We start from the raw sequence: 16,252 nt of genomic DNA on the forward strand, positions 1-16,252 counted from the left end.
TGGTGCGCTCCTGATCGTTCCTCGTCGTTAGCCGCCTTCGCGGACGATAGGATAGGCGCGAACCTCATGCAGGGTTGCCTTGTCGGAGGGCGTTCGATTGACGATCCGGATATAACGAAATCTCTGGGCGACACCTCGATAGGCGACCGCGCGTCCGCCCCCTGTGACACTTGCTCCCGCGTTTGCGAACGACCAACTCCACAGTTTTTCTCGGGACCAAGGCAGCGCTTGCTCGGCGGTCTGCCCAGTGGCATAGACGAAGATGTCGAAAGACTCCCAAAAGGCGTCAGACCCGCCGACCAGTTGCAGCTCGCCCACAACGCGGTCGCGGCCGAGATCGATTTCGATCCAGTCGAGAATTTTTCCGCCGACGGTCACCGAGGTTGAAGGGTCGTCATCGACAAGTTTTGCCAAGTCTGCCGACGATTGGCCCGAGGAGTCCGTGACGATTCGGTTTCGCGCTACATTTGTGGTTGTGTCAATGGCGGTCGTGCTGAAATTCATCCTGAGGGACATGATGAGTGCGCCGGGAGTACGGCGTGCTGCATCGGCCATCTGCCAGCCCTTTATCCACGCCCAATCCACCTGGTTGTTGGCTTCGACTTTGATGGCGATGAGCCCATTCCGACCCTGAGGGTCGAGCCTGCCGAAAATGTTGGAAGCCATCGGTTGTTCGCCGGCGGTGATCAACGGTTCTTCTGCGCCGATGGTGCGTTTGGGGACGACGACGGTTCCATCGGCATCGGTTCTCATTGTCGCAAGCACACGGTTTTCGTCGAGCTTTCCGCCCGCGGTTTGGTAGAAAGTGAGCGTTGCATCTTGCAGCTTCTTGCCGCCCTTGTCGATGAACTGAAGGAAAACTACTCCTGGAAGCGGCAGCATCGGGTGCGCTGGGAATCCGTTACGTTTGCCGAGCGTGTCATTGATTAGGTTTGCATGAGTACAAGAAAGCAGGTCGGTGTTCTCGGAAAAGAGTGCGTCTAAGAAGGGGTCGTAAGCGGGTTTATTACTGAGCAGGACTTGGGGTGGCAGATAAGCGTTGTTTCGCGTATCTCCGCCAAGCAATCCTCCGTACACGTCTGGAGCGGCAGGACCAAATGTGCCGGTGTTTGTCACCGACCGTAGATCTGGCAGGCCAAGCGCGGTAAGCATGCGCCGGAGCAGTTCTGGAGATACCTGCTTGGGGTCGCTGGAAAATCCAATGAGCATTACGACGCCATCGACGGTCGGATCAATTGAAGCTTGATTGGCTTGTGCTTCGTCAGCAACAACCTGGATGCTTTGGATGCGAATGCGTTCCAACACGCCTTCGAGAGCCGTTGCGAACACACTGTTGGGGAATACCGAGTCATTGATGAACTCTGTGTGGGCCTGTAAGTAATCCTCGGCGGAAGTTGAACCGAGCATGTTCGGCTTGCTGAGGGCGTCATAGGTGGCTTGGTCCATGACAACTTTGAGACTGAGAGCGTTGAGCTGGACAGAAAGTGCGTTGTTCGCCTCGGTTTTTTCTTCATTCTTGGCTTTGATATGCAACCCAATCGGATTGATGCGATGGTCTGTGTGGTAGGAGCGGAATGGCACTTGCGTTGTTACTTTGACCGTTTCTCCGGGCTTAATTTCTCGGGCGCTCTCCGACACGATACCGGGCTGTTCTCGAGTCCACCAGTTGAAGGTGTAGCCTGATATCGGGGCTTCGCCGACGTTCTTGACATAGGCTGTCACCGTCATGGCTTCGCCATCGTTGGGCCACGGGCGGGCTTGCTTTGCAGCCGTTTGAATTGCCACGGGATGCCCGTCCTGATCTGCCGTCTGTTCAGTCGTTCTGGTCTCGGTTTTTCCAGCTGGTTGAGGAGAAAATTCGATGTGTGTGATGCTCAGGTCACCCTTCGACGGAGAGGGTGCATCAATGATTTCAAGTTCGAGGCGCGGGCGGGAGTCCGACGATTGGCTTGATGAGACTTCATTGACCCCGTCGAAACGGAGAACGAAACCGAAGTTTGTGCCAGGTCTGTCGTACTGAGACTGAACCGCTTCTTCGAGGCCGGTGATGAGGATCTGGTCTTTGTCTGGTTGCGATTGTCGCGCGTCGGGAATTTGTCTGAAATCGCGGGGGCCTTGCGCACCAGGAGATTGCCACGACGAAGAGTTTTCGCCTGTCCGTCGGAAGCGCCAATTTGATGCCCACTGAACAGGTTTAGGCTTCTCGCCTGGTTTGAGCGCGGGCTGAGCCCAAGGAGCTTGCACGTCCAATGGGCCTTCTCCCCAGGGAGCCAAGAGGACGCCTGCCTCGCGAAGGGCTGGGGCTTGGGTGCCCCAGTAGGCGAGCCGCAAGTTTGCTTTGACGATCTTCTTGTTTGGGCCAATTACTCGCCGGAGGTCGCCGTAGCGGATAAGGAAGGCCTTGCCAGAGCCTACGGGTACCGTTTGCATCCCTCCAAAGAGCTTCTCGGGTTCGAGAGTGTTGAGGGTGGTATCGGTCACGTCCCAGTAGCGCAGCGGCTGCCCGCTGATGTGCGCACCGCGATAGAGAACAAGTGTGGGGCCTTGGGTCGGCGGCGCGCTGAAGGCCAGCATCGCAATGGCAACGGTGAGCATGGTTCGGAGTTTACCGACTGGTGAAGGGTAGGCCTGGTTACTATGAAGTTGTGAATCGTGAGTGGTCTGCAGTTAATCGTGAGTTTGGGGGAGAAGCAAGATTGAAAGCCAAAGCAGGCACGACGAATTCATAATGGAGTCATGCGTGTTGCGGTGATCGGGGCGGGAATTCATGGTGTGAGCACCGCACGTTTTCTTGCTCAGCGTGGGCATGACGTCACAATTTTCGAGCAGTTCCCCGTTGGGCATACGAAAGGGAGTTCGCACGGAAAGTCGCGTATTATCCGCAAGGCCTATCCTGACGCCTTCTATACGGAGATCATGCAAGACGGATATCCAATGTGGTTTGAGTTGCAGCAACTCCTGCCCGAGCCACTGATTTTCGAGTGTGGCCTCGCCTATTTTGGGCGCGAGGATTCGAAAGATGTCTGCGCGATGATCGACGGCCTCACAGCGCTGAGCGTACCGTTTGTAACCTTGTCAGCTGGTGAGCAGGATCGGGTCTTCCGCAACCTTCGGCTGGATACGGGAGAGGTGTTGGTTTTTACAAAGGATGCGGGCTACGTGATCGCGGATGAGGCCGTCCAGTGGTCATTGAAGATCGCTCAGTCGCACGGCGCCCAGTTGCGACAGGAGAGGGCACCGTCGCGTGAGGTCCTCGAAAAGGATTTTGATCGGGTTGTTGTTTGTGCCGGGTCTTGGATTCATGAGTGGGCTGATGTGGACGTTCGGCCAACCGTCCAAACGTTTGGATATGTGGAGATCAATCAACCAGGTCCGGTTTGGATTGAGGACGGTGGGGACTACATGTACGGTTTTCCGACCGAGCATAACGGCCGGGGGATCAAGATCGGCGTGCATGCGCAGGGTCGCGAACACACCGATCAGACTACGCAAGCTAGCCCAGACCCCGAAGTGTTACGCAAAGTCGCTGATTTGGCTGAGCGACGATTCGGAGTGAAAAATGCCACGGTTGACCGTGTGCAGACGTGTATCTATACCAACACGCCTAATGAAGATTTTCGTTTCGGAGCAATTTCTGAGAAGACGATTTATGCGTCTGTCTGCAGCGGGCACGGGTTCAAGTTCGGCCCCTGGGTGGGCAAGTTTTTGACCGACGTCATTGAGGACAAGCGCAGCATCAACGAGTTTCCCCGGTTTTCTAAGTAGCAGCATGTGGATTGGCTACACAGCCAGCAACACCCTTTGGCTGAACTGACAATGGCCCCATGCCACAATGGTGCATGCCAGTTGGGAGGTTTCTACTCTGTCTGCACACACACATGCCGTATGTGCTTTCCCATGGCAAGTCACCCCACGGAACCGATTGGATCATGGAATCGTCGGCGGAATGCTATCTGCCGATTCTGAATGCTCTGGACCGCCTCCATTCCGAAGGCATTAAGCCGCGCTGGACGATCAATGTCACTCCGATCGTCGTGGAGCAACTGACCGATCCCGCGTTCAAGGATGAGTTCGAAGAGTACTGCCAGTCGAAGATCGACTACGCGATTGAGGACCAGAAGCGCTTTGCCATGGAGGAAGAGTTGTCCTTACAAGGCCTCGCGGCGATGTGGCAGCGAGCCTACACAAAGGCGCTCGTCGAGTTCAAGCACAAATGGGGACGCGATATTGTCGACGGTTTCAAGTTCTTTCAGGATGAGGGGCTCATCGAGATCATCACCTCCTGCGCCACCCACGGCTATCTGCCATTGCTCGGCACTGAAGAGTCGTGTCAGGCTCAAGTCAAGGTCGGAGTAGACACTTATCGACGGGCGTTTGGTCGGGAGCCTAGGGGCATCTGGATGCCCGAATGTGCGTACCGACCTGCGTACTCTTGGAAGTCTCCGGTGAACGAAGACGAGCAGGCTTGGCCGCGCAAGGGTGTTGAGGAGTTTCTCGTTGAGAACGGGATCGAATACACTTTTGTGGATTCGCACATGATCCGCGGAGGGCAGCCGCTCGGCACCTATGCCGCAAACTTTCCTCAGCTTGCAGAACTCTTCGCGAGAAGCAGCAAATACTTCTCGCCTCCGGAAGAGATGAGAAGCGAGTACGAGCATTATCTCTTGCCGAACGGGCTTACGGTCTTTGCGCGCGACCCTGAGACGACCGTAAAGGTTTGGTCGGGCGAGCAAGGCTATCCTGGCGATCCTTATTATCTGGAGTTTCACAAGATGCTCTATCCGGGTAGGCATCGATATTGGCGGATCAGTGAGGACAAGCGTGACCTTGGGAAGAAACAACCCTATGATCCTTGGAAAGCCTTTGAAAACATCAGCACGCATGCGGAAGACATGGTCCGAACTCTTAAGGGGACTCTGGCTCGCTACCGGGGAATGTCGGATCGGGCGGGGACAGTCGTCGCGATGTACGATACGGAGTTGTTTGGGCACTGGTGGTGGGAGGGCCCGGAATTTCTTTATGAGCTTGGTAGAAAACTGGCCCATGAACCGGACATTGAGTGCGTCTCGGGTGGCGATGTTCTGGACACAGATCCGGCTAGGCACATGATCACGATGCCCGAAGGGTCGTGGGGAGAAGGTGGATATCACTACATTTGGCTTAACGAGCAAAACTCTTGGACTTGGAGCAAGCTCTATCCCTGCGAGAGGTCGATGCGCAAGATGACCAAGGAGTTTGCTGGCGGTCCTGCCGAGTCGATCGTCAGGCAGTGTGCCCGTGAGTTATTGCTTGCAGAGGCCTCCGACTGGCAGTTTTTGATCTCGACAGAGTCCGCCCGGGATTATGCAGAAATCCGATTCCAGGATCACATCGACCGTTTTGAGCGGTTGTCGGCGCTCGCGTCAACAGTGCACAAGGGCGGCAAGCTGTCGGTTGTGGACAAGCGATTCATCGAGGAGTGCGAGGCCAAAGATGCGGCATTTCGTGAGCTTGATCTGAATTGTTGGGCGACCTTGGACCGTCCACTCTTGGGAACGCTTGACTCTCCTCAAGTGTAATAATCTAATCGTGAAGCGTGCCATTTTTCTCGCCTTCGTTGCCTCGGGCATTTTCTTAGCCGGGTGTCGACAAGATAACAACGCACCGGCAGCCACCACCGGGACCGGAGGAAGTGTCGCCCAAACCAATCCCGACAAGGCTGACCCGACAGGTGCTACACCCCAAACGGGCACAGGAGGCACAACGGGTGCCGTTGGAACAACACCGGATGCGCCGCCTGACAGGCCTATAATTCCAAACATCCAGAAGCCTGACAAGGTGGATGCTGGCAATCCAGACTGGGTTAAGACAAGCATGACGCCGACAAAGCTTGCTGAGAACGTTGCGTCATCTCTCAAGGGCATTCGCAATACCTACGGAAAAGCCACTATTCTCGTCCAAAACAAAGAGGGCAATGGGCACTGCGAAGCGATGTATGCGATTAAGAATTCGACAACCTACAGCATCGATCTTCCCGAGCTAACCGGTCTGATTTCGGTAGGCAACATTACCTCAAACGGCTCGCAGAAGCAGTCTTTTCATAAGGGCAGGATCGGGCGACCAGTGTCCCTTGAGCAGAAGACTTGGCTGGCGAGCATCCCGGCGGACAAGCTGGCTGAACGATGGACCACCGACTACGCAAAGATGATGTTTCGTGGGGTTTTCGATGGTGCGGATGCGTGGGTTGAATTCGTCCGTGCTTTCAGCGACGCCAAGCAAGGATACGTCTTGAAAACCGAGCAACGCGACCTCCCTTTCAGAGGCACGATTGTTCGAAACTACCGGTTCCTCGTGTCACGCACAGAGGCAGCTACGAAGAAACATGGCAGCTTTGAAATTGAGGTTGTCTTTGACGGGAAGATGTTTGTGCCGGTGACGTTCCGTGTCGACTCACGCGATCCATCCAATGCGATTCTCTTTCAGTCTAGTTGGTCGTCTGGATGGGATTTCAACCAGCAATTTGAGCCACGTCAGTTTGATTTGCGTCCTAGCTCTTCCTAAATAAAAAGAGCCGGACAAAGCCCGGCTCTCTTTAGATTTGGCTAAAGGAATTAGTGACCTTCGCCGGCCGAGGGGGTTGTACCTGCACCAGCATCACCTGCACCGGCATCGCCAGCTGCAGGAGTTGTTCCAGCGTCAGCCGGCTTGTCGCCGTCAGTCGTTCCCGGGTTAGCGGTGTCGGTCGCAGTCTTGGTGTCTGCGCTTGTGTCGCCTTTAGTCTCGGGTTGGGTTGCGGGAGTGGTGTCACCCTGGTCGCTATTACAGCCGATCAGGACCATTGATGCGAAAATGCCTGCAATTAACAGGCTCATCCATTTTTTCATTTCGTTTGTAACCTCCGATGTTGAGCGCACGGTGTTGAGTCCATGCCTCAATACAGACGAACACAGATGCTTGTTAAGGCGTTCCCAATCGACAAAAAACGTGGAAAACGTCCAATTATCACGTTTCGATAGTCCATTCGGACGTAATTTCAGGCTGTCCACGAAGAGTTGCGAGCACTGTGCAGTACTTTTCGTCGCTAAGTTGGACCGCTCTTTCGACGGCAACAGGGTCGAGATTTTCTCCCTTGATAACGTGCTTGACCCTTAACTTTGTAAAGGGTCTGGGCCACTCACCTGGGGGGATGCGGTCACCGTCAACCTCAATTCGGTACTCGGTAACGTTCTGTCGTTTCTTCTGAAGAACGGATAGTACGTCCATCGCCGAACAAGCGGCAAGGGAGCCGAGCAACGCTTCAACCGGGCTTGGGCCAAGACCTTGCCCGCCATAATCCGGGTGGGAGTCCATCACAAAGTTGTTCCCGCTTGACGGGTTGGCCTCAAAGGCCATGTTTCCTTTCCAGTTGACAGTTAGCATAATCGTGAGTCGTGAATCGAAGTCTTGTCGACTTCAGCCAGCCTGCAATGTGAAGACAGGCATTTCCCCCGCTATCTTAACTAGACCTTCGCGGTGGTAGTTCCTCGGCTGGCCCAAAAGGTCCTTGAGCATCGTGTATTCAGCGTGGTTTTGTATTGTTAAGAGGATCTCGTCGGGTATGGGCATCTCCTCGTCTGGAGCATCAGCGAAAGCTTTCTCGGCTACATCCCTTGTAAGGTCCAAGGCGCGGTTGCAGAGGGCTTCATCGTATTGACGGTACCGCCAGTGATAGTCGATATATGCATGACACTTCCCCTGGTTAGCGGCACGAGTGACGAGAGAACTAGCTTGGAGTCGCTCCGGTTTGAAATGGTGACGTACGATAGCCCCTGAGCAGTAAGCCATGCGGCAACCAGCTTTATGCAATTGGTAGGCGTGAAGTGTGTCCTCTGCAAATCCTAGCGCTCCAGGTCCAAGTTCAGGGTCGTAACCCTCAACCACATTCATCACCTTGCGATGCCACGCTTTATTCGCCCCAACGAGGTCGGTCCGTTTCTCAAGTACATGCGTCGTATCAGCCATGAAGCTCCGAAGAAGAGTTGACATCCATGGACGCTTGAGATGGTCTGCCATCTCAACATGACCTTGGGCAGTATCGCTGTGTCCTCTCTTGAGTGGTTCGAGAATCGCCATTAGCCACCCGGGGCCGAATAGGACATCGTCGTCTGTGAAAACCATGTACTCCGTCTCTGAGGCATGGATTACGGAATTCATCGCCCGGGCTTTGCCCTGGCGTGCCTCTGCGTAGTAATGGAGTTGGATCAATGGATGAGTGACCGACTCTACCAGGGCCTTGGTCTCTTCACGGCAGGCATTATCTACGATCCATACCTCGACGGGCTCATCGTTTCGCGCTATCTCGGAGACCATACTCTCCAGCGTTTTGGAAAGTGGCCCTTCATTGGCGTAGGTGGCGAGATAGATTGAGACGTTCGGTTCCATCAGTCTAATGAGCAGGCATGGGTACGGGCTGAGGCACTGAGCTTTGCAGCTTGACCCGATGCCCGGACAAGGCCGATTCTAGGCAGGCGTGCATGATATCAAGGACGTGAAAGGCGACCTCGCCGCCTGCACGAGCCGGGCGATTTTCGCGGATTGCCTGGACAAGATCGCGAACGCCGAGACCACGTCCGTTCTCGGGATGCGGGTGGGTGTGCGGCTGGTCCTGCCAGTCGCTCTGGCCTTTGACGCGGATTTGGATGGGGCCGCCGAATCCGTTCGGGTCGGGAACGCTGATGCTTCCTTCGGTGCCGTAGAGTTCGATGTTCGGCAGTCGGGAGGCTTGAACGTCGAAGCTGGTCGTGAGTTGAACTGCCGCGCCGTTGGCGAATTCGAGAATGGAGACGATGTGGGTGGGAGTTTCGACCTCGACGACCTTGCCGCGCTTGGCCTCGCTCGTGATGGTGCGCGTGGGGTAGGTGGTTTTGGCAACGCTGGTGACGGCTTCGACGGGACCAAGGAGCGTGACGAAAGCACTGAGGTAATAGGGGCCCATATCGAACAGGGGGCCGCCGCCCTTCTCGTAGTAGAACTCGGGGCTGGGGTGCCAGCTTTCGTGCCCCGGGCACTGCATGAAGGAGTTGCCTCCGATTACTTTGCCGAGCAGGCCGTCGTCGATGAGCTTGCGGCAGGTTTGGATGCCCGCCCCCAGGACCGTATCCGGCGCACAGCCCACGCGAAGCCCCTTTTCCTGAGCCAGCTTCATCATCTCCTGCCCTTCCTCCCTTTCCACGGCAAGCGGCTTTTCGACATAGACATGCTTGCCCGCCTGCAGGCTTGCGATGTTCACGGAGTAGTGGGCTTTGGGAACGGTGAGGTTGAGTACAAGATCGACTTCAGAATTCGCGAGCAGGGCGTCGACGGACTGAACCTGCGCGATGCCGTACTTCTCGGCGGCGGCTTTGGCTTTGTCGACATCGAGGTCGGCGCAGGAGACGACTTCGGTTTCGGCGTAGGTCGCGAGGTTTTGGAAGTAGATTCCGCTGATGGCTCCGCATCCGACGACGCCGATGCGCATGGGCTCTGAGGGCATGGCGCTAAGTAAACCCGGCAAATCTGGGTTTTGGATTTAGATTTTGGATTTTGGAAACGGAAGGTCGGGAAACGGCGCTTTCAAAGATCATTCCACACGGTGGTAGACCCAATCGTTGTAGCTGATCTGGGAACCGTCGGCTGAAATCTCATAGGGAAAGGGCTCTCCATCTGCCGCGAGAATGGTCCCCTCGTGCCAACCTGGCACGATTTGAAACGCGTTGTTTTCGATCGCGAAGAAGCCGCATTCAAGGTTAGAGTTGGACTTGAGCTCATCCTTAGCGCCGATCATTTGCTTTTCAAGATAAGTTCCGTCTGTGAAGAAGTGCAGGACACGGTAGACCTCGTCTCCACTGAGCATTCCCATCGGCTTAACCCACACACTATGCGTCTCCTTTCCGCCCCAATCATCTTGGCTGAGGTCTCTGACTGTGGGCTTTTCAAGGGGGACAAACGCGGGGTCCAGACGAATCTCTGCCGCCCTCTTCATATATAGCGCCCAAGTGTCATCCAGCTCCGCATCGTCTCTGGATATGCCCCACTGACGAAGCATGTTCCTGATCGGAGTTCCCCAAACGTAGTGGGCCATGCCAGTGTCTTCTCCAGCTAAATACGCGGTGGCCACTTCAAGCGCATCTGTCGCCTGTTCTTGGTCAAACTCGTTGGCGAGGAGAGTTGCGCCTCTTTCGAAAGTCTCTTTGTCCATGGCTGCGAGTAGGGTTCCTCTTTGCTGGAATTCTGCGAGTAACGAGCCCTTTCCTGCTTTGCTGTCAGCCTAAAAATATCGAAAATCGACACATTCAAATGACACGGCAGTGCGTTGCCCTCCCTGCCTACTCTTCCGCGAAGACGAAGTTTTCGTGGACCTTGGTCATCTCTCTCTGCATCGCGACGAGTTTTGCGTAAACGCCTTCATCCAGCGCCATAAGCTCGTCGTGAGTTCCCGACTCGACAATCTTGCCGCCGTCGAGGACAAAGAGTCGGTCGGCATTGCGGAGAGTACTAAGGCGGTGAGCAATTGCAAAAACGGTTCTGCTCTCGATGAGATGCTCAAGCGCTTCCTGAATCATGCGTTCCGTTTCAGTATCGACGCTGGCAGTGGCTTCGTCCAGAATGAGAATTCTTGGGTTGTGGAGAATGGCTCGGGCAATCGCAATTCGCTGGCGTTCGCCGCCGCTTAGACGCTGTCCTCGTTCGCCAACATAGCTGTCATAACCATCAGGGAACTTGACAATAAAGTCGTGAGCATTCGCCGCTTTGGCCGCTTCCATAACCTCTTTGAGCGTGGCCTCCGGACGTCCATAGGCGATGTTGTCCTTGACGGAGCCGGGAAAGAGATAGGATTCTTGGAGGACAACACCGACTTGACGGCGATAATCGTCAACCTTGATTTTCTTAAGGTCAACACCGTCGATTTCTATGCTGCCTTGTGTCGGATCATAAAACCGTAGAAGGAGGTTGATGAGCGTGGACTTTCCTGCACCTGAGTGACCGACGAATCCGATCATTTCTCCAGCTTTAACTTCCAGGTCGATGCCGTGCAGTACTTCCCGGGCTTTGTCGTAGCCGAAGTGAACGTCGGTCAACTTCACATCGCCCTTGATATCAGGCATCGCAACCGCGTCCGCCGAATCTGCGACATCGGCGGGAGTATCCATTATCTCAAACACTCTCTCCGCGGCAGTCAGACACCGGCTCGTCCAGTCGATGATGCGCTGGATCATCATCAGCGGTTGGTTGAGCATTGCGATATAGCCGATAAATGCAGTGAGCTCGCCGAGCGTCATCGCATTTCTGAGCACTGCATTGCCGCCGACCCACCAGACGACGATCGTGCTCAGCCCCATCGTAAAGAGCACGAGTGGGAAGAAGGTCGCCCAACTGACCTCGGCTTGATAACCGGTGTTAGCGACATCACGAACGCGACGCTCAAATTTGTCCTCTTCTCGATTCTCACCGTGAAAAGCTTTCACCACGCGCGTGCCTTGCAAAGTTCCATTGAGCGAACTGCTCATCCGCGACCAGCTATGCCAGAACCGACTCCAAACGCGCATCATTTTGCGTCTGAACAACCGCATTGCGATAGCAACAAAAGGTATGGGGAGCAACACCCAGATTGCAATCTTCCAGTTGATAAGCAGCATCGCCACGGGGATGCCAATGAGAAGCGCGCCTTGGTTGACGATGATGGGCACGCCATCGACGAGGACATCGTACAGGGCACCCGTATCGTTCGTGACACGCGACATGATGGACCCGACGTTTCGCTTGTCGAAGAACGAAAGCGACAGGCTCATGATCTTGTTGAAGAGTTGGGTACGAATATCGACGGCCACACCCATCGAGAGGAAGGCGACGTTGCGGCCCCTGGCAACTTGGATGCCCGCCAGGATCACCCTAGAGATGAGTAGACCAACGATCAGACTGATAAAAAGGCTGACCTCTTTGTTCGTGAGCACCCGATCAACCAACAGTTTGGTGAGATAAGGTGGGATCAGTTCGAGAAGAGTCGCGAATAGAATAAGGACCGTGCCAAAAAAGAGGCGCCCACGATACGGCTTTGTAAAGCCAAAGAGCCGTATTAATGTCTTGCCTCGGTTGATACAGGCGACACAGAGTTCGCTGTCTTCAGGCAGGGGCCGGCTGCACTTTGGGCAAACTCGGGGGAGTTCGCTTGCTTCCAAGTTGTCTTTGCCATCACGCAGGGCTTCAAGTTGTTTGAGCGCAGAGTTGAGGAACTTATGCTGCGATCCGGTGCCCCGAATAAGCTCAACCTCTTTGCCCTCTACAACCGCCATTAACGCGCATGCATCAACGAGATCATCAACACGGAGGTTCTTGAGCTTGGAAACTTCCCAAGTTCCGAGCTCTTGAAGACCGGCAGGTGTTTGCTCATACCGGGTGGCGGCGAGGCGGGTTACGGCCAAGTAAGCGGATCCGAGCCGTCCAACCGAATTCAAGTCTGCTTCGACAACAAACAAGGCATCTTGAAATTCCGGCAATCGATCGGCTTTTGCCGGGGCAAGAGACATGTGTCCTAAGCTTAACCTGTCAGGCGTTTGCCGCGCCTCTCATTGCTCGTAGTTTGGGCCTGAAGAGACGTTGCAATCTTGAGATCAACGCCTCCACAGACCCTTTACAGTTGACCCTCGGCTTACTGATCTGGGTGCTTCTTGGTCATCGGTTTACCTTCGATCAAGGATTTAAGGACACAAAGGAAGCCCGACCAACCGTTAACGTAGTTGCTCATGAGCTTTTGGTCCTCGACGAATCCGCTGTGTGTGATCTTGAGCGTGCATGAGCCGCCACTGCCTTGAATCTCCCAGCGCACGTGCGTCGGAGTTTCTTCCATGTAAAACCAATCGTGTTCCAGCAAGCGTCCTGGTTCGAAGCGGAGGATTTTGGTGGGACCGTTTGGTGTGTCTACGCCTTCAAAGATGTCACTCCAGCCGTAGGAGTAGACTCCGCCTTCCTTCAGCTCAACCTCTGCGGTCTTGGAAATCCAGGTGTCCATCACTTTGGGGTCGGTTAGGGCACGGAACACATCATCGGCTGGGCCATCGATATGGATGGTAAGACGCATCGTTCCGCCGGCCTGACGGTGTGAGGGCATCAGTACGGGCTGACCGGAGTCGAGAAAAGTTCTAAGGTTGTGCAGCCAGCAGTACAGCATGTCGTTGGCAACATAGAAAGTCTCTTCTGATGCGTTGTCTCGGAGGTTAAAGCTCATCTTGATTTCTGCTCCGTGCTGCAGGTGTTGAACAGTGACTATCACCTCCGACGTGATGCCGCGAAAGTCGTACGAAAATGCCAGTGTATGGCTCGGCTCGAAGCGTGTGATCCTTTGATTTACCTCTTCGCGAGTGGGGCACATGTAAACGGTATCACCCCAAAAATGAAACGCTCCGCCTTGACGCGGGTCAACCTCCATGTTTGGGCAAAACCAGGTGCGCAATTGCCCAGCATCGGTTAGGGCTGTAAAGACGCGTTCACCCGAAGCGTCAACGGTCAGGGATTGGGTGACTCTAGTGATATCTCGTGTTGTCATGATTTGGTCTCCATAGCGATTGGATGTGAAAAAGTGACTAATCGAAATGCTGTTTGGCCGTTCGTAGAGTGGTACTTTTCGGCGAGGCTGGCGAGGGCTACGGCGAGTTCTCGGGCGAAAGCTCCGCGTGTCTCATCAGATTCAAAGGCAATATCGGCTTCGATGGTGAGGGTCGGGACTGCTCCGCTTTGTTGGCGGAGGTGAGATACGTCGTCGATGAGCCGAGCTCCGATAGACGCGAGGTAGTCGGAGCTTTGTTGGTCTTGGATCTTTTCTGGACTTGCACGAAGCTCACCCAAAGCAGATGGAGCGACAACAAATGCTTCGGCCGAGCACTTAAATAGGCGTTCCATGCAGTTGCCTTTACGTCTTTCCTCAACGAACTCAACCAATCCAACTCTTTCCAGCTCTCGCAAATGGTAGTTCACTTGTTGGCGAGGGAGGTCAAGCAAAACGGCGAGGCTAGTAGCAGACTGTGGAACAGATAGATGCTCTAGCATTCTCAGCCGAAGCTGAGTGCCCAGCACGGCAATCTGCTCTGGCTCATTAAGGATTTGAAGCGCTTCGCCCATTGACAATAATAATATTATAGAAAAATTATTTTGTCAAGAGTTGATACAAGATTCTATTTGCTTGGTCATCTGAGATGCTCCGTTATCAGTTGCCTACGGCAATCTTTCGGATGGCTGCCGTGTATTCGGCAGGGAGCTTCTGCCAACTGTCGACTGGTGGACCTGATAATCCAGAATCGGCCTGCATCGGCGCGGTGCGCCATAGCCAGTCCCCGAACTTGATCTGCAAAGTGATGTTCTCGGAATAGAAGGGCATAAACGACTTGTAAGACTCAAGCTCGGCAATGATTTGCGGATTTGACCCGAACATGGCAAACGAGCCCTTGACTCCTATCTCGTCAAGTACGGACCAGCCAAGAGTGGTGAGCGTTTTTCGACTGTTTATCAGAAGCACGGCTTCGGTGGGGACTCCGTTCTCAAAGACGTCTGTAACATCTCTTTGTACGTTCAAAGGAACATTTTGGATTTCCTGGGTACTCGCCCCGTAAACAATCTGATGAAGAGCAGACCTCTGTTCCGGCAGTAAGGAGGAAATTTGTAATCCTTGAGCCGATGAGGCCGCTCTGAGTTGAGTCTCGGACAAGCTCCTTGAAAGATCAATCATCGGGATATTCAAGTAAGTCTGGCTAATCTGGACAGGTGTTCCAGCCTGGAGCCAACCCATCCACAAGGGGGTTTGATACATGTTGGTCCAACCCAGCATCCGGCAATGATCTACGGAAAGAAACGGGACTACAATGATCGCTGGCATGACTTTCGCAAGGGATTTGCGGTTAACAGCTTGAGCAGAAAAGACACCGTTCGTCATGTCCTGCCGGAGAATAAGCGTGTTTCCATCGAGATGCAGGAGGTCTGGAAGGACGTTGATCGTGTACGACACGAGGCTAGGGATAAGAGAACCGGCCTGAATCGGGGAGCGACCGAGGACGTTTGCCATATCGTTGAGGCATCGGTCTGCTGGACTTGCAATCACATCCAAGTCTGCGTATTCGGCGAGCTTGGCGATTACTTCCCCAACGTACCAATTTGTGGGATCCACTCGATCTGGCGAGGCCCAATCTTGCAAGTCCTGCGCAGAGAACTTACGATAAGTGGCTAAGGAGCGTTCAAAGCGTGTGCTGTTTTGTCCGCTCGTCATCTTCATGACCGACGGATCCGGCCTCACTGCCCTTGCCATGAGGAGCGCCCGGTCGGAAAAGTCGAACTTTGCGGTTGACGGGATTCGACTTAGGATTTTTTGCCGGATTAGGGAGCGGTCACGTATCGTTTCGTTATCCGCGCGCATGTCGTGGTTAATGGATGTTTCGTGCCCCTGTCGGCCGCTGGAATCTCGAAAATATGCTGTGACGGAGCCACCATACTCTGGATGGACGATGATGAGAGTTCCTCCGCTGATGGGCTCAACAGGCTTAAACCGCTCTTCAAAGTATCGTCTCATCCCGGCGTCAAGGATGAGACTAGGTTTGAATCCAGCTGCATCCAGTCGCCGTTGGAAGCTTCGATTCAAGTCTTCCTGCTTCTGCAAAAGCCGGATCATGTCATGAGTAAAAGGGCGCTGAGCTCTCGTTGGTTTGGTTGAGTAAACCATGCGACTGCCAGGCATTAGATTGGCAATATCACGTGGGTCCACTGCTCCAAGAATCCTGCGTGAAAAGTAGTTCACGGGCAGTTCCCAACCTCCTGATAGAAACTCATTCTGTTCATCACTGGAGGTCGCCTTAGCGGCCTTTGCAAGACGCTCAACCGTGCTGTCGATATTCCTCTGCAACGCGCCTTCGTTAAAAGACACACTTAGCTGCTGTGCCAGTGAAGCAATCATTCGACGATTTGCAACTTCGGTTCGGGTTCTAATTTTAAAAGAATCAGGCACGAGGGTCCAGCGGTTGTCATTCTCGTTCCATCTGGCAGAGAGGCAGTCCGCAATGGCGTCGAAGAGAGCCTGCAGCTTCATCTCCTTGACGCATACTATAAGAGGCAAGCCTTGGAGTTCTTTCGAGGCGTCGAGCTTGAGGGATGTAGCTTCACTGAGTTGTTTGAGAGCGTTTTCGACGGTCGCACCGGGGCATGAAAAGGTGATGGAGTCAGCCTGTTTTGGCTGAGTGTTCAGGAGCAAACTCCCACATACGAGCGCAAGCAACTGCAT

At 54.3% G+C, this 16,252-nt stretch carries 13 protein-coding genes; 3 read left to right on the top strand and 10 right to left on the bottom strand.

Annotation, left to right across the window (positions count from 1 at the left end; all coding sequences use genetic code 11):
- Positions 1 to 27 precede the first annotated feature (27 nt).
- Entirely contained in the window at positions 28 to 2,595 is a 2,568-nt protein-coding gene (locus tag KF784_02115) for a hypothetical protein (protein MBX3117831.1), read from the bottom strand.
- A 141-nt stretch (positions 2,596 to 2,736) separates the two neighbouring features.
- On the opposite strand from KF784_02115, the gene KF784_02120 reads away from it, so the two are divergent.
- The 3 genes from KF784_02120 (at position 2,737) to KF784_02130 (ending at position 6,540) form a co-directional block, all read left to right on the top strand.
- Positions 2,737 to 3,765, top strand: a complete 1,029-nt coding sequence (locus KF784_02120; protein MBX3117832.1) for an FAD-dependent oxidoreductase — start codon at positions 2,737 to 2,739, stop codon at positions 3,763 to 3,765.
- Between the two features lie 74 nt (positions 3,766 to 3,839).
- Positions 3,840 to 5,558 (top strand): DUF1957 domain-containing protein, encoded by a 1,719-nt coding sequence (locus KF784_02125; GenBank protein MBX3117833.1) that lies wholly within the window; start codon positions 3,840 to 3,842, stop codon positions 5,556 to 5,558.
- A 10-nt stretch (positions 5,559 to 5,568) separates the two neighbouring features.
- Positions 5,569 to 6,540, top strand: coding sequence for a hypothetical protein (locus KF784_02130; GenBank protein MBX3117834.1), 972 nt, complete (start codon positions 5,569 to 5,571; stop codon positions 6,538 to 6,540).
- Positions 6,541 to 6,590: 50 nt separating this feature from the next.
- Here KF784_02130 and KF784_02135 read toward each other — a convergent pair whose 3' ends face one another.
- From KF784_02135 to KF784_02175, 9 genes are all read right to left on the bottom strand, one after another.
- The gene (locus KF784_02135; protein MBX3117835.1) at positions 6,591 to 6,851 is read right to left on the bottom strand and encodes a hypothetical protein; all 261 of its coding nucleotides are present in this window, start codon (positions 6,849 to 6,851) and stop codon (positions 6,591 to 6,593) included.
- Between the two features lie 130 nt (positions 6,852 to 6,981).
- Positions 6,982 to 7,371 (bottom strand): OsmC family protein, encoded by a 390-nt coding sequence (locus KF784_02140; GenBank protein MBX3117836.1) that lies wholly within the window; start codon positions 7,369 to 7,371, stop codon positions 6,982 to 6,984.
- A 60-nt stretch (positions 7,372 to 7,431) separates the two neighbouring features.
- Entirely contained in the window at positions 7,432 to 8,400 is a 969-nt protein-coding gene (locus KF784_02145) for a glycosyltransferase family 2 protein (protein ID MBX3117837.1), read from the bottom strand.
- Between the two features lie 4 nt (positions 8,401 to 8,404).
- The gene (locus KF784_02150; protein ID MBX3117838.1) at positions 8,405 to 9,490 is read right to left on the bottom strand and encodes a Gfo/Idh/MocA family oxidoreductase; all 1,086 of its coding nucleotides are present in this window, start codon (positions 9,488 to 9,490) and stop codon (positions 8,405 to 8,407) included.
- An 87-nt stretch (positions 9,491 to 9,577) separates the two neighbouring features.
- Positions 9,578 to 10,195, bottom strand: coding sequence for a hypothetical protein (locus tag KF784_02155; protein MBX3117839.1), 618 nt, complete (start codon positions 10,193 to 10,195; stop codon positions 9,578 to 9,580).
- A gap of 127 nt (positions 10,196 to 10,322) precedes the next feature.
- Complete coding sequence (locus KF784_02160) at positions 10,323 to 12,521, bottom strand: ABC transporter ATP-binding protein (GenBank protein ID MBX3117840.1); 2,199 nt, start codon at positions 12,519 to 12,521, stop codon at positions 10,323 to 10,325.
- A 122-nt stretch (positions 12,522 to 12,643) separates the two neighbouring features.
- The gene (locus KF784_02165; GenBank protein ID MBX3117841.1) at positions 12,644 to 13,537 is read right to left on the bottom strand and encodes an SRPBCC domain-containing protein; all 894 of its coding nucleotides are present in this window, start codon (positions 13,535 to 13,537) and stop codon (positions 12,644 to 12,646) included.
- Positions 13,534 to 14,109 carry a helix-turn-helix transcriptional regulator gene (locus KF784_02170; GenBank protein MBX3117842.1) on the bottom strand — a complete coding sequence of 192 codons (576 nt, stop codon included), beginning with the start codon at positions 14,107 to 14,109 and terminating at the stop codon, positions 13,534 to 13,536. Before KF784_02170 ends, KF784_02165 begins: the two co-directional genes overlap by 4 nt.
- An 85-nt stretch (positions 14,110 to 14,194) precedes the next feature.
- The gene (locus tag KF784_02175; protein MBX3117843.1) at positions 14,195 to 16,252 is read right to left on the bottom strand and encodes a hypothetical protein; all 2,058 of its coding nucleotides are present in this window, start codon (positions 16,250 to 16,252) and stop codon (positions 14,195 to 14,197) included.

The organism is Fimbriimonadaceae bacterium (genome assembly GCA_019638775.1).
Lineage (GTDB): Bacteria > Armatimonadota > Fimbriimonadia > Fimbriimonadales > Fimbriimonadaceae > JAHBTD01.

Coding starts and splice junctions, on each gene's coding strand:
- KF784_02115 (MBX3117831.1), bottom strand. CDS start 2,595: ATGCTCACCGTTGCCATTGCGATGCTGGCCTTCAGCGCGCCGCCGACC.
- KF784_02120 (MBX3117832.1), top strand. CDS start 2,737: ATGCGTGTTGCGGTGATCGGGGCGGGAATTCATGGTGTGAGCACCGCA.
- KF784_02125 (MBX3117833.1), top strand. CDS start 3,840: ATGCCAGTTGGGAGGTTTCTACTCTGTCTGCACACACACATGCCGTAT.
- KF784_02135 (MBX3117835.1), bottom strand. CDS start 6,851: ATGAGCCTGTTAATTGCAGGCATTTTCGCATCAATGGTCCTGATCGGC.
- KF784_02140 (MBX3117836.1), bottom strand. CDS start 7,371: ATGGCCTTTGAGGCCAACCCGTCAAGCGGGAACAACTTTGTGATGGAC.
- KF784_02145 (MBX3117837.1), bottom strand. CDS start 8,400: ATGGAACCGAACGTCTCAATCTATCTCGCCACCTACGCCAATGAAGGG.
- KF784_02150 (MBX3117838.1), bottom strand. CDS start 9,490: ATGCCCTCAGAGCCCATGCGCATCGGCGTCGTCGGATGCGGAGCCATC.
- KF784_02155 (MBX3117839.1), bottom strand. CDS start 10,195: ATGGACAAAGAGACTTTCGAAAGAGGCGCAACTCTCCTCGCCAACGAG.
- KF784_02160 (MBX3117840.1), bottom strand. CDS start 12,521: ATGTCTCTTGCCCCGGCAAAAGCCGATCGATTGCCGGAATTTCAAGAT.
- KF784_02165 (MBX3117841.1), bottom strand. CDS start 13,537: ATGACAACACGAGATATCACTAGAGTCACCCAATCCCTGACCGTTGAC.
- KF784_02170 (MBX3117842.1), bottom strand. CDS start 14,109: ATGGGCGAAGCGCTTCAAATCCTTAATGAGCCAGAGCAGATTGCCGTG.
- KF784_02175 (MBX3117843.1), bottom strand. CDS start 16,252: ATGCAGTTGCTTGCGCTCGTATGTGGGAGTTTGCTCCTGAACACTCAG.